The following is a 13,385-nucleotide window of genomic DNA, read 5'->3' on the forward strand; positions in this document are numbered from 1 at the left end:
CACCACCAACCCCGCCACCGTAGCGGCCTCACCCTTGGCCGTGGGTTGCAGCGAGTTCAACCGGGCGGAGACGAACTGGCGGACTTCACTCTCGTATTGATCAATGGGGTGACCGGTAAGGAACAGGCCCAGGGTGTCCCGCTCGCCATTGAGGCGGGTGTCATCGTTCCAGGCCCGGGCCGGCTTCCACTCCACGGCGGTAGCCGGACTCTCATCCACAGCACCGAACATATCCATGATGCCGGCCGCTTCGTTGCGGGCATCCTGGTCGGCGGCGGCAATGGCATCCGGCAACGTGGCCAGCAAGGTGGCCCGGTCGTGGAAGCTTGCGTTCGGGCCCAGCTTGTCCAGCACCCCGGCCCGTACCATGGCTTCCAGGGAGCGGCGGTTGATCTTTTTCAGGTCGATGCGACGGCAGAAGTCGAACAGATCCTTGAAGCCGCCACCGTCAGCACGGGCGGACACGATGGCCTCAATCGGGCCCTCGCCCAGGCCCTTGATGGCACCCAGCCCATAAACGATGTCGCCTTCCGGATTCACCGTGAAGCGGTAACCGCAGGAGTTCACATCCGGCGGCAACACCTGCAAGCCCATGGTCTTGCACTCGTCGATGAAGGTCACCACCTTGTCGGTGTTCTGCATATCCGCCGAGATGGTGGCGGCCATGAATTCCGCCGGATAATGGGCCTTCAGCCAGGCGGTCTGGTACGCCACCAGCGCATAGGCCGCCGAGTGGGACTTGTTGAAACCGTAGCCGGCGAATTTTTCCACCAGGTCGAAGATTTTCATGGCCAGGTCCGGGTCGACCCCCTTGCCCTTGGCTCCCTCTTCGAAGATGGCGCGCTGTTTGGCCATTTCTTCCGGTTTCTTCTTGCCCATGGCCCGGCGCAGCATGTCCGCCCCACCCAGGGTGTAGCCGGCCAGCTCCTGGGCAATCTGCATCACCTGTTCCTGATACAGGATGACCCCGTAGGAGGGTTTGAGAATCGGCTCCAGCCATTCATGCTGGTATTGCGGATCCGGGTAGGCCAGCGGTTCGCGACCGTGTTTACGGTTGACGAAGTTGTCCACCATGCCGGATTCCAGTGGCCCCGGACGATACAGGGCCACCAGGGCGATAATGTCTTCAAAGACGTCGGGCTTGAGCTTCTTGATCAGCTCCTTCATGCCCTGACTTTCCAGCTGGAATACCGCGGTGGTATCCCCTTTCTTGAGCAGGTCGAAGCTGGGCACATCATCCAGCGGGATATGGTCGATATCGAGATCGTCCAGGCCTTCCCGGTGACGCTTCACATTGGCGGCTTTCACTGCCCAGTCGATGATGGTGAGGGTCTTCAGGCCGAGAAAATCGAACTTCACCAGCCCGGCGGATTCCACATCGTCCTTGTCGTACTGGGTCACCAGGTTGGTGCCGTCTTCTTCGCAATACAGCGGCGCGAAATCCGTCAGCTTGCCCGGCGCGATCACCACCCCCCCGGCATGCTTGCCCACGTTCCGGGTCAGGCCTTCCAGCTTGAGGGCCATCTCCCAGATTTCGTTGGCGGACTCCCGGTCAGAGTTCTCGTCACTCTCCAGGAACTCGCGCAGGGTTTCTTCCTGTTCATAGGCCTTTTCCAGGGTCATCCCCGGGGTAGGCGGGATCATCTTGGAAAGCCGGTCCGCCAGACCATAGGGTTTGCCCTGCACCCGGGCCACGTCGCGTACCACCGCCTTGGCAGCCATGGTGCCGAAAGTAATGATCTGGCTGACCGCATCGCGACCGTACTTGTCGGCCACGTAGTTGATCACCCGGTCACGCTTCTCCATGCAGAAATCCACATCGAAGTCAGGCATGGATACCCGTTCCGGGTTCAGGAAACGTTCGAACAGCAGGTCGTAGCCAATGGGATCCAGATCGGTAATCTTGAGGGCATAGGCCACCAGGGAACCGGCACCGGAGCCCCGCCCCGGCCCCACCGGCACTTCGTTATCCTTGCCCCACTGAATGAAGTCGGCAACGATCAGAAAGTAGCCGGGAAATCCCATCTGGTTGATGATATCCAGCTCGAATTTGAGCCGGTCATCATACTCTTTGCGCTTTTCCGCATACTCCGGGTCATTCTTGTCCAGTAATACCTGGAGCCGTTCTTCCAGCCCGTCCCGGGACAGCTTCTCGAAATACTGTTCGATGGTCATGCCGTCCGGAATCGGAAAATCCGGCAGGAAGTTCTCGCCCAGGCGAATATCCAGGGTGCAGCGGCGGGCGATCTCGACGGTGTTCTCCAACGCCTCCGGCAGATCGGAAAACAGCGCCACCATTTCATCTTCGGATTTCAGGTACTGCTCTTCGGAGTATTTCTTGGGACGACGGGGATCATCCAGGGTATTGCCATCGTGGATACAGACCCTTGCCTCGTGGGCCTCGAAATCCTCACGGCGAATAAACCGCACATCGTTGCTGGCCACCACCGGCATCCCCAGTTCCGACGCCAGGGCGACGGTGGCATGCAGACAATCCTCGTCCCCCGGACGGGAGGTGCGCTGGACTTCCAGGTAGACACGATCACCGTAAATGGACTGCAGCCAGCTCGCCCGCTGACGGGCAAGATCGGTTTTTTCAGCCAGCAACAGCTGCCCCACTTCGCCCTGGCTGGCGGCAGACAGCACAATCAGGCCGTCATGAAGCTCTTCCAGCCACTCGGCTTTGACCAGCGCCCTGCCCCGGTCCTGGTTGGTCTGCCAGGCGCGGCTGATCAGCAAGGTGAGATTCTGGTAGCCCTGCTCATTCTGAACCAGAAAAGACAGCTTGGCCGGCTCGTCGATATGCGTGCTTTCCACCCACAGATCCGCCCCCATCAGCGGCTTGACGCCCGCCTTCATGGCGGCGGAGTAGAACTTGATCATGGCAAACAGGTTGGAGTCGTCTGTCACTGCCACCGCCGGGATGGACTGGCTGGCACAGGTCTTGATCAGTTCCTTGACCCGCACCACCCCGTCCACCAGGGAATAATCGGTGTGCAGGCGCAGGTGGACAAAACGGGGGTCACTCAATGGGGTGTTCCTCAGTCTTTCTGTATTCGTGTTATGCGCCGGTATGCCCGCAGCTTGCGTCAGGCATCGGTCCCGAGAATTCTTGCTACGGGGCCGAAAGAGCGGCGATGCTGATCCAGGGCGCCATGCTGCGACAGTGCCGCAAGGTGAACCTTGGTCGGGTAGCCCTTGTGGCGGTCAAAGCCATATTGGGGGTGCAAGGCATGAAGCTGCTGCATTTCCCGGTCCCGGGCCACCTTGGCCAGAATGGATGCCGCAGAAATGGCCGGCACCCGGCCATCCCCCTTCACCACCGCCTCTGCCGGGCAGGCAAAGTCGGGGACGCGATTACCGTCCACCAGCACGCCGTGCACGTCAAGAGGCAAGGCGGCTACCGCGCGCTGCATGGCCAGCAAGGTAGCATGAAAAATATTGAGCTCATCGATTTCTTCCGGCTCGGCCCGCCCGAGGGACCAGGCCAAAGCATGAGACTTTATCTCAACTTCCAGCTGCAACCGTTTCTTTTCACTGATTTTTTTGGAGTCTGCAAGACCGGGGATCGGGCGCTGCGGGTCCAGCACCACCGCGGCGGTGACCACCGCACCCACCAGCGGGCCACGGCCGACTTCATCTACCCCGGCGACCCGCATCCCCGGCTGCCAGCGGAACACTGACGGGATAAAGGGCTCAGCCAGGGCGTACTCGGAAAACGGATCCATCAGCGCCGCTCCAGCAGCTGACTCACGGCGTCCGCGGCCTTTTCACTGGCGCCACCACGCAACTGTTCATGGACCGCCCTGAAACGGGACTTGAGGGCCGCGGCCTGATCCGGGTGATCAAACCAGTGATTGACCGATTCCACGATGGCATCGGTGGTGAGGCCATCCTGAATCAGCTCCGGGACCAGCTGTTCCCGGCAGAGCAGGTTCGGTAGCGAGACAAATTCACTTTTCACCAGACGGCGGGCAATGGCATAGGTCACCTTCCCCACCCGATAACCCACCACCATGGGCTTGCCAACCAGCAAGCCTTCCAGGGTGGCCGTGCCGGACGCCATCAGAATCACGTCTGCCGCCGCCATTACCGTGCGGCTTTGTCCGTCCACCACGGTAACCGGCAAATCCGCTGTCGACGCGAGCAACGTCTGAATCTGTTCGCGGCGGGCCGCGTTGGCAGCGGGGATCACGAAGTGCAACTGCGGACGCTGAGCGTGCAGGGCCACCATGGCATCCAGGAACGCCGGCATCAGCTGCCCCACTTCCCCGCCCCGACTGCCAGGCAGAACCGCCAGGATATCCCCCTTGTCCGTCAGCCCCAGTTCGGCCCGGGCTGCAGGGGTATCGGTTTCCAGCGGTACCCGATCGGCCAGCGGGTGACCCACAAAGGCCACGGGCACCTGGTGCTGCTCATAAAAGCGAGCTTCGAAAGGCAGCAGACACAGCATCAGGTCGATGCTGCGCTTGATTCCCTTGATCCGACCCTGGCGCCAGGCCCATACCGAGGGGCTCACATAGTGGACCGTTTTCAGACCCTGGTCATGAAGGCGACGGGCAATGGGCAGGGTAAAATCCGGGGAATCGATCCCGATCACCACATCCGGCTGCTGTTCAAGCAGAAAGCCAACCAGCTGCTTGCGAAGACGCAGCAGCTCCGGCAAATGGGATATCACCTCGGTGATACCCATCACGGAGAGTTTTTCCATGGGGAACAGACTGGACAGGCCCGCAGCGGTCATTTCCTCGCCGCCCACCCCGATAAAACGGGCATCCGGGTAACGCGCCTGCAGCGACTGCATCAAGCCGGCACCAAGAATATCGCCGGAGGCTTCTCCGGCGATCAGGGCAATCCTTGGAGCGTCCTTACGCGAGCTCATCTAGCGGGTAATACCGCGCTCGGACGCCTTGAGGGAGTCGATCAGGATCTGCAGTTCGGGGGAAGCGTCCATGGCCTCCATTTCCGCGATCGCTTGCTCCTGGGTCAGACCCTGCCGATACAGTACCTTGTACGCCGTGCGCAGGGAGGCGATGGTCTCCTTTGACCAGCCACGACGCTTCATTCCCTCGAAATTCATGCTCCGGGCATGGGCCGGGTTCCCGGAGACCATGACGTAGGCCGGAATATCCTTGATCACAAAGGAGCAGCCGGACGTCATCGCATAGGAGCCAATCTTGCAGAACTGATGGACCCCGGTCATGCCTCCCAGAATCACCCCGTTACCAACCTGGGCATGGCCAGCGATCGAGGCGTTATTGGCAAAGATGCAGTCGTCCCCCACGATGCAGTCATGGGCCACGTGCACATAGGCCATCAGCAGATTACGGCTGCCGATTTTGGTCAGGGAATTGTCCTGGATCGTGCCGCGATGGATGGTCACGGATTCACGGATCACATTGTCATCGCCGATTTCCAGCCGGGTCGGCTCACCCTTGTACTTCTTGTCCTGGCACTCCTCGCCCACGGACGCGAACTGGAAGATGCGATTGTTCTTGCCGATGGTGGTCGGTCCCTTGATGACCACATGAGACTCAATGACGGTACCAGCACCAATTTTCACATCGGGGCCGATGACCGTGAAGGGGCCGACCTGCACGTCCTCTGCAAGCTCCGCGGCCGGATCGATAAGGGCGGTCGGATGTATCATGAAAGTTTCGCTTTATTCTGCTGTGAATACGGGAAGTATACGTCAAACCCGTGCGGGAATATGCCGCCCGACTCAGACCTTCTGTTCAGCTACCAGCATCTCGGCGCTGGCGACAATCTTGCCGTCGACCTTGGCCTCGCAGGCAAACTTGAGGATATTGCGTTTGGTCATGATGAACTCGGCACTGAGGTGCAGAGTATCACCCGGCACCACCCGGCGCTTGAAGCGTGCACGGTCCGTGCCCACCAACAAATAGATGTAGCCATCACCGGGCTTCTTGTTTTCGGTAACGAACCCCAGAATACCGGCAGCCTGGGCCATGGCTTCAATGATCAGCACACCCGGCATGATGGGTTCGTGGGGGAAGTGGCCATTAAAGAAAGGCTCGTTAATGGTCACGTTCTTGATCGCTTCAATGCGCTTGCCTGGCTCCACGTCGAGAACCCGGTCAACCAACAAAAAAGGGTAACGATGCGGCAGGTATTCCCTGACCGCCTGAATATCCATCATCATGTGTTCCACACAGGCAAGTGCCGCAATACGCGGCCGTTAATCGCTTGAACGTTCCAGTTTGCGCACACGGCGGGCCAGATCATCAAGGTTCCGGAAGCGAGCCACGTTCCGACGATAGCGGCTCTGGGTATCCACAGGCAACGCAGAACCGTAGGTACCCGGTTCGGTGATGGAGCTGGAAACCAGTGACATGGCGAGAATCTGCACCTTGTCACATACCTCGATATGTCCGGCAATGCCGGCGGCTCCGCCTATCAGGCAGTAAGCACCGATTTTCGCTGAACCGGCAATGCCGGCTTTGCCGGCGATAGCGGTATGATTGCCGATTACCACGTTGTGAGCGACCTGGATCTGATTATCCAGAATCACCCCATCGCCGATCACGGTATCTTCAATTGCACCCCGATCCACGGTTGTCCCGGCGCCGATTTCCACATCGGCACCGATGACGACTCCGCCGACCTGGTGCAGCTTGGTCCAGCCACCGCCATTGAAGGCGAAACCGAACCCATCGCCACCAATTACACAATTGGCGTGTATGATAGTGCGCGGTCCCAGTGTGACACCATGGTAAATTGTAACATTTGGCCAGATTCTGCACTGGTCACCGATCTGAGAACCGGCGCCTATCACGGAATTGGCCATAATCACGGCCCCCTCGCCCACCGTCACGCCGGCATCAATCACTGCATTCGGGCCAATCGAGGCGGAAGCGGCAATCGTTGCCTGATCGTCGACCACGGCAGAGGGATGAATCCCCGGCGTTGCCACGGGTGCGGTTTCAAAAAAGGCACTGGCCCGGGCAAATGACAAGTAGGGATCTTTCACGATCAGCGCAGCCACCGGGCAGAATTCCCGCTGGGATTCAGGAATCAGCACTGCGGCAGCCCGGGTCTGCTCCAGAAAACTGCGATAACGGGGATTGGCCAGAAACGTCAGCTGGCTGCCCGTGGCAGATTGTATTGTTCCCAGGCCATCAACCTGCTGGTCGGGGTCCCCGACCAGCTCCGCATCCAGCTGGCTGGCCAATTCGCGCAGAGTCAGCATCACTTCATCTTGTTCAGTTGCTTGGTCACCGCTTCGGTGATGTCCAGGTCCGGTTTGGTGTAGATCACAGCCTGGGCACTGACAACCAGGTCCAGATTCTCTTTCTTGGCGACCTCGGCCACGGCGCTTTGCAATTTGGGTTCCATTTCCTGCAGCAGTTCACGCTGGGCATCGTTGGCACGCTTTTGCAGTTTGCGCTGCAGGCTCTGGATTTCGATCATTTTCTGCTGACCTTCGGTCTGCATCTGCTCCTGCTGCTCGGAAGACATGGTCATGCCTTCTTTCTGGATTTTTTCCTGCATCTTGCCCACTTCCTGGCGCAGGCTGTTAAGACGCTGTTCATCGGCGCCCAGCTCTTTTTCCAGTGCGCTCATGCGTGCTTTCACATTATCGGCAGCTTGCAGCGCACCGATGGGATCAATCACACCCACACGGCTTTCAGCCATGGCAAGCGCGGGCAGCATCACAACAAAAGCAACAATCCATTTTTTCATCATTATTAAACTCCTAAAAAGTCTGTCCCAGAGAAAATTGGAAAACTTCCGTGTCATCGCCAGTCTGGTCATTCAATGCCTTGGCGAGGTTGAAACTGAGCGGGCCGATTGCTGTCAGCCAGGTCAGGCCCACCCCCACGGAAGTACGCAAGTCAGTGACATCGAAATCGGCCACAATATCACTACGTTCGGTTTCAAACACGTTGCCCGCATCGGCAAACAGGAAGGTTCGCACGCTTCGGGATTCCGGCGCAAACGGCGTCGGGAAAATCAGCTCCAGGCTGGCCTCGGTGAGCAGGTTGCCACCGATCGGGTCCGGATCCGGATCACGGGTACCATTGAGGAAGAACGCCAGACCTTCTGAGCGAGGCCCCAGAGAGCGGGATTCATAACCCCTTACCGAACCAATACCGCCGGAGTAATAGTTCTCGAAGAAGGGCAATACGGCATCATCGCCATAGCCGTCCCCATAGGCCACATCCGCCCGGGTCCGCAAAGTCCATCGCTGGGTAATCGGGAAGTATTTCTGACCGTTCCAGTTCAGCTTGTAGAACCCGTAGTCGGAACCCGGGACCGCAACTTCTAGCCCCACGCTGCTGGACCAGCCCCGGTCCGGCAACACACCCCGGTTTAGCGTGCTGGTCTGCAAGGAAGCATTGAACTTGTATTCGTTGAACTCGGTACCTTCCTTCTCCAGGAAGTTGAAGATATCAACGGCGACAAAATCCCCGGTGGTGATATCGGTCCTCTCGTAGGTACCCCCGAAACTCAGCCGTGAATATTCGGAAATCGGATAACCGAATGTCACTGACCCACCCAGACGGTCCGCCGCATAGGACGCCACCGTGGTCTCATCGAAATCAATTTCCGAATAGAACAAACTGAAGCCGCGACTCACCCCGTCCAGCGTGTAGTAAGGGTTGTAGTGGGAAAAGCTGTAGGAATCACGGATATCAGAGCGGCTGAGCGCAAATGACACCCGGTTGCCGGAGCCACGCCAGTTGTTCTGGGTCACGTTGGCACCAAAGATAAAGCCGGATGCATCCGAAAAGCCCACATTGGCCCCGATGGAACCGGAGGGCTGCTCTTCCACCTTGTACTCCACATCCACCAGGTCTTCGGAATTCGGTACCCGGGGCGTGTCGGCTTCCACCACACTGAAGTACCCCAGACGCTGCAGACGCTGGCGGGACAGATCCACCAGGGAGGTGTTGGCCGGCGCTTGTTCAAACTGACGCAACTCCCGGCGAAGCACTTCATCATCGGTTTTTGCATTGCCACTGAAATTGATGCGGCGCACGTAAACCTTGCGACCCGGCTCCACATAAAAGGTCACGTCGACGGTATTGTCTTCATCATTGGCGTTGTGATCGCGGCCGTTGACCTCGGCAAAGGTATAACCCTCGTTACCAAGACGACGTTTGAGCAGGTCATTGGTATAGGTGACCAGCTGCTGACTGAACACCTGCCCTTTTTTGACGATCAGTAGCGGCTCGAGTTGCTCCTCGGCCACCACCAGATCCCCGGCCAGTTTCACTTCATTCACCGTGTACTGTTCACCCTCCGCCACATTGACGGTGATAAAGACACTGCGGCGATCCGGTGTCACCGACACCTGCGTGGACTCGATGGAAAAGTTGATATAACCGCGATCAAGGTAATAGGAACGCAACCGCTCCAGGTCGCCGCTCAGTTTCTGCCGGGAATATTTGTCATCCCCCTTGATGAACGACCAGAAGCCCGTGGAGTTCAGTTCGAAATCCTTGAGCAGTTCCTCATCATCGAACAGGTCGTTACCAACGATATTGATATCGCGGATGCGGGCGGCCTTCCCTTCATAAATCTCGATCTTGAGGGCCACACGGTTACGCGGCAAGGGCACGGATTCGGTCTTGATGTCGGCCCCGTAACGCCCCTGGCTCACATACTGGCGTTCCAGCTCACCGGCAATGGCCTGCAAGGTAGAGCGCTGGAACACCTCACCTTCGACCAGTCCCGCCTCGGTCAGCCCCTTGCGAAGGTTTTCCTCATCGATGGATTTGTTACCGGACAGATCAATACGGGCAATGCTGGGCCTTTCCGCCACGACCACGACCAGATCATCGCCATCCCGCCCCAACTGAACATCCTCGAAATTGCCGGTGGCAAACAGGCGTTGTACCGCATCCACAATCTGGTCGCGGTCCACGGTATCCCCCGCCTGAATGGGCAATTCCGCATAGACCCGTTCCACCGGCAGGCGTTGCAGCCCCTCCACGCGCACATCGTGCACCTTGAACGGCAACAGGGATTCCGCGTTAGCCCAGGGAATCAGACACAGGCAGGCTACCGCCAGAAGGCCTTTCAGCAGGCGGTTTAGTTTGTCCCCAAATCTCATGAAAACTGCTTCACCAAGTCGTTGTAAATGGCCAGTAGCATAAAGCTGACAACAAACATCAGCCCTACTCCTTGTGCGGCCATAAGAAACCGCTCCGGTAAACTGCGACCGCGGATCATTTCAATGATTCCAAAGAAAATCCAGCCGCCATCCAGCATGGGTACCGGTAACAGATTGATAATGCCGAGAGTGATACTCAGATAAGCCAGCAATGCCAGAAAACTGGCAATCCCGTAGGAGGCGCTCTCCCCGGCCACCTGGGCAATGGTAATGGGACCACCCAGATTATCCAGGGACAGTTTGCCGGTGACCAGTTTCACCAGGCTGGCCCAAACGACCTCGCACTGCTCCGCAAAGCGTTCGGAAGCCGCCAGGATGGCACCAGCCGGGCCGAATTGCTGTTGATAGATGCCGCCCATGGCCACACCGATACGGCCAAAGGCCTGTTCCCCTTCCGTGACTGTTTCCGGAGTCACGGCAAAACGCCGCAGGGCACCGTCTCTCAACACGGTGATTTCCAGTGTCTCGCCCGCGGAGGCCATGATGGTTTCCTGCCAGCTCTGCCAGCCAGCCACCGGCTCACCATTGAGGGCAACCACCTGATCCTGTGCGCGCAAACCCGCCTGATCAGCCGCACTGCCCGCCACCACTTCACCGATCAATACCGCCTGGCTGATGCCCAGCGCATCCAGGGGGAGCTGTTCCAGGTCAGCCGACCAGGGGGAGGTATCCAGCTCGCGTACGGCGGTATCACCGGATGCGGTCTTCACCGTTACCGGCAGCTTTTCTTTCTCACCCAGGTGCAGAATCAGTTCGTTATAAAAGGGACGCCAGCCTTCTACCGCCGTTCCGCCCGCCTCTACAATCCGGTCTCCCGGCGCAAACCCAGCCTGCTCAGCCACCGTTCCGGGCGTTACCGGGCCTACGACCGCCTGCATACGACTTTGCCCGAAACTGACCATTAACAACCAGTAGATCAGCATGGCGAGGATAAAATTGAATACCGGGCCGGCAGCGTAGGTAACGACTCTCTGCCACGCAGGTTTGCTGGAAAATTCACCCGGGTCCCCAGCTGCGGTTTCGTCTTCGCGGGCATCCAGGGGCTTAACATAGCCCCCCAGAGGAATGCCGCTGATCACCCATTCGGTCCCTTTCCTGTCCTTGAACCGAAACAGCTTGGGGCCAAAGCCCACGGAAAAAGTCAGCACCCGGACGCCGAAGGCTCGCATAGCCAGAAAGTGGCCCCATTCATGGAAAGCCACAATAATGACAATGGTGACGACAAAGGCCAGAATCGTCAGCATCCGCGCTCCTTGATCCACTGACAGGCGGCACTGCGTGCCTGTCGATCAATGTCCATTACCGATTCCACATCCTGACAGGCGGGAGCAGACTGGCTTTCCAGCGTGCGCGCCACCACAGCGGGAATCCCCATAAAATCCAGCCTGCCAGCCAGAAAGGCGGCAACAGCTTCCTCGTTGGCCGCATTCAATACCGCCGTGGCGGTTCCGCCTGCGCGCATGGCATCCCGGGCCAGCCCCAGGCAGGGAAAACGCTGCAAATCCGGCGCCTCGAAGTTCAGCCCCACCAGGGTGGAAAAATCCAGTCGCTGGGCACCGGACTCCACTCGCTCCGGCCAGGACAAACCACAGGCGATGGGGGTACGCATATCCGGCGTGCCCATTTGTGCCAGTACCGAACCGTCCCGGTAGGCCACCATGGAATGGACCACGCTCTGGGGGTGCACCACCACATCGACCATCTCCGGGGACACATCGAATAACCAGCAGGCTTCGATAAATTCCAGCCCCTTGTTCATCAAGGTGGCAGAATCCACCGAGATTTTCGGTCCCATATCCCAGTTAGGGTGTTTTACCGCCTGGGCCGGTGTCACTGCGGCAAGCTCGGCGGCACTGAATTCCCGGAACGGGCCACCGGAAGCCGTCAGCAGCAGTCTCTCAACCCCCGCGTTAACCCCTTCTGCCGGAAGGCACTGGAAAATCGCATTGTGCTCGGAATCCAGTGGCAACAACGTAGCCCCGTGACGCTTCACCGCGTCCATAAACAATGAACCGGTGACGACCAGGGCTTCCTTGTTGGCCAACAATACTCGCTTGCCACTTTCCACCGCCGCCAGCGTGGGCCTGACCCCCGCCGCACCAACAATGGCTGCCACCACGGTATCCGCATCCGGATGCGCGGCAAGATCCGCCAGGGACTGGGGGCCGGATAACACTTCCACTTGAGACCCGGCCTCGGCCAGATGGTTCCTCAGTGACGCTGCCGCCGCCGGATCCGACATGGCCGCAAAGCGCGGCCGGACCGCCAGGCAAAGCTCCGCCATCAGCTGCCAGCGGGAGCTGGCCGTAAGGGCGAATACCTCATAGCGCTCCGGATGCCGGGCCACCACGTCCAGCGTCTGCTGGCCAATGCTGCCGGTGGCACCAAGAACGGTCAGGCGTTGTCTGCCAGAGGGTGTCACAGACTGCCTCCGGGCAGGGAAAACCAGTTGAACCCGCCCAGGGCAATGGGCATCGCCGCCGTCACACTGTCAATGCGATCCAGCATGCCGCCATGGCCCGGCAAAATGGTGCCGCTGTCCTTGAAGCCGCGCTCACGCTTGACCATGCTTTCAAACAGGTCTCCCAATGCCGATGCCAGCACCGTCATCAGGGCAACGATCATCAACGGCAGCAGGTTGGCCTCCAGAAGTCCGGCGGCATAGACACCGGCCACCACAGCCAGGGCCAGGGCCACACCGCCGGCCAGCCCCTCAATGGTTTTGCCCGGGCTCACCAGCGGCGCCAACTTGTGTTTTCCGAAGGCACGACCGGCAAAATAGGCCCCGGTGTCCGCGGCCCATACCCAGAGCAAGATGAACATCAGTGCCCAGGGACCTGCCAGGCCCAGGGCGCCCTCGTCCTGAAGTTGCACAATCGCCGCCCAGGAAGGTACCAGCAAGAGCAGACCCACAAGAGCCATCAGGACAGGCCGGTACCAGACACGCGCATTACCGGGGTAACCGATCACCAGCACCAGCGCCAGCAACCACCAGACAGGAATGGCGTTAAGCAGCCATGCCGGGCGGTAGATCTCCGCCAATGCCATCACCACGCCCAGACCAATGACCCAACCGCTTCGCACTGCGGCGGACACCTTCCCCATCATCGCCGCCCATTCCCAGCCGGCCATCAGGAAGAAAACCCCGGCCACCAGGGCAAAAGGCAAGCGGTCGAGGCCAAACACGGCCCCCAGCACGATGGGCAAAAGCACCAGCGCGGTAATCACGCGCAGTTTGAGCATT

General features: G+C 59.2%; 11 protein-coding genes. All 11 read right to left on the reverse strand.

Annotation, left to right across the window (positions count from 1 at the left end):
* Positions 1-3,030 (reverse strand): DNA polymerase III subunit alpha (gene dnaE, locus A3714_RS05850; RefSeq protein WP_063527156.1); only part of this gene is annotated, 3,030 nt, incomplete at its 3' end.
* 59 nt (positions 3,031-3,089) lie between these two features.
* A complete protein-coding gene (gene rnhB, locus A3714_RS05855) occupies positions 3,090-3,728 on the reverse strand; it encodes a ribonuclease HII (protein ID WP_082810932.1) in 639 nt (212 codons plus the stop codon).
* Positions 3,728-4,882: a lipid-A-disaccharide synthase gene (lpxB, locus tag A3714_RS05860; RefSeq protein ID WP_063509578.1), complete on the reverse strand. Its 1,155-nt coding sequence runs from the start codon at positions 4,880-4,882 to the stop codon at positions 3,728-3,730. The genes rnhB and lpxB overlap by 1 nt, the downstream gene beginning before the upstream one ends.
* Positions 4,883-5,650 (reverse strand): acyl-ACP--UDP-N-acetylglucosamine O-acyltransferase, encoded by a 768-nt coding sequence (lpxA, locus tag A3714_RS05865; protein ID WP_063509579.1) that lies wholly within the window; start codon positions 5,648-5,650, stop codon positions 4,883-4,885. It lies immediately after the preceding gene.
* Between the two features lie 72 nt (positions 5,651-5,722).
* A complete protein-coding gene (fabZ, locus tag A3714_RS05870; protein WP_062817774.1) occupies positions 5,723-6,163 on the reverse strand; it encodes a 3-hydroxyacyl-ACP dehydratase FabZ in 441 nt (146 codons plus the stop codon).
* Positions 6,164-6,199: 36 nt separating this feature from the next.
* Entirely contained in the window at positions 6,200-7,210 is a 1,011-nt protein-coding gene (gene lpxD, locus A3714_RS05875; protein WP_063509580.1) for a UDP-3-O-(3-hydroxymyristoyl)glucosamine N-acyltransferase, read from the reverse strand.
* Positions 7,210-7,707 carry an OmpH family outer membrane protein gene (locus A3714_RS05880; RefSeq protein WP_062817772.1) on the reverse strand — a complete coding sequence of 166 codons (498 nt, stop codon included), beginning with the start codon at positions 7,705-7,707 and terminating at the stop codon, positions 7,210-7,212. Before A3714_RS05880 ends, lpxD begins: the two co-directional genes overlap by 1 nt.
* A 10-nt stretch (positions 7,708-7,717) precedes the next feature.
* Positions 7,718-10,081 carry an outer membrane protein assembly factor BamA gene (gene bamA, locus A3714_RS05885; RefSeq protein WP_062817771.1) on the reverse strand — a complete coding sequence of 788 codons (2,364 nt, stop codon included), beginning with the start codon at positions 10,079-10,081 and terminating at the stop codon, positions 7,718-7,720.
* Complete coding sequence (gene rseP / locus A3714_RS05890; protein ID WP_063509581.1) at positions 10,078-11,385, reverse strand: RIP metalloprotease RseP; 1,308 nt, start codon at positions 11,383-11,385, stop codon at positions 10,078-10,080. Before rseP ends, bamA begins: the two co-directional genes overlap by 4 nt.
* Positions 11,379-12,563 carry a 1-deoxy-D-xylulose-5-phosphate reductoisomerase gene (ispC, locus tag A3714_RS05895; RefSeq protein WP_197463373.1) on the reverse strand — a complete coding sequence of 395 codons (1,185 nt, stop codon included), beginning with the start codon at positions 12,561-12,563 and terminating at the stop codon, positions 11,379-11,381. Before ispC ends, rseP begins: the two co-directional genes overlap by 7 nt.
* Positions 12,560-13,384: a phosphatidate cytidylyltransferase gene (locus tag A3714_RS05900; protein WP_063509583.1), complete on the reverse strand. Its 825-nt coding sequence runs from the start codon at positions 13,382-13,384 to the stop codon at positions 12,560-12,562. The genes ispC and A3714_RS05900 overlap by 4 nt, the downstream gene beginning before the upstream one ends.
* Between the last annotated feature and the right edge of the window lies 1 nt (position 13,385).

Origin of the sequence: Alcanivorax sp. HI0007 (assembly GCF_001635525.1) — a bacterium.
GTDB lineage: Bacteria > Pseudomonadota > Gammaproteobacteria > Pseudomonadales > Alcanivoracaceae > Alcanivorax.

What these genes read in the sequence shown, in the direction of transcription:
- rnhB (WP_082810932.1), bottom strand. Translation starts at nt 3,728, where the DNA reads ATGGATCCGTTTTCCGAGTACGCCCTGGCTGAGCCCTTTATCCCGTCA.
- lpxB (WP_063509578.1), bottom strand. Translation starts at nt 4,882, where the DNA reads ATGAGCTCGCGTAAGGACGCTCCAAGGATTGCCCTGATCGCCGGAGAA.
- lpxA (WP_063509579.1), bottom strand. Translation starts at nt 5,650, where the DNA reads ATGATACATCCGACCGCCCTTATCGATCCGGCCGCGGAGCTTGCAGAG.
- fabZ (WP_062817774.1), bottom strand. Translation starts at nt 6,163, where the DNA reads ATGATGATGGATATTCAGGCGGTCAGGGAATACCTGCCGCATCGTTAC.
- lpxD (WP_063509580.1), bottom strand. Translation starts at nt 7,210, where the DNA reads ATGCTGACTCTGCGCGAATTGGCCAGCCAGCTGGATGCGGAGCTGGTC.
- A3714_RS05880 (WP_062817772.1), bottom strand. Translation starts at nt 7,707, where the DNA reads ATGATGAAAAAATGGATTGTTGCTTTTGTTGTGATGCTGCCCGCGCTT.
- bamA (WP_062817771.1), bottom strand. Translation starts at nt 10,081, where the DNA reads ATGAGATTTGGGGACAAACTAAACCGCCTGCTGAAAGGCCTTCTGGCG.
- rseP (WP_063509581.1), bottom strand. Translation starts at nt 11,385, where the DNA reads ATGCTGACGATTCTGGCCTTTGTCGTCACCATTGTCATTATTGTGGCT.
- A3714_RS05900 (WP_063509583.1), bottom strand. Translation starts at nt 13,384, where the DNA reads ATGCTCAAACTGCGCGTGATTACCGCGCTGGTGCTTTTGCCCATCGTG.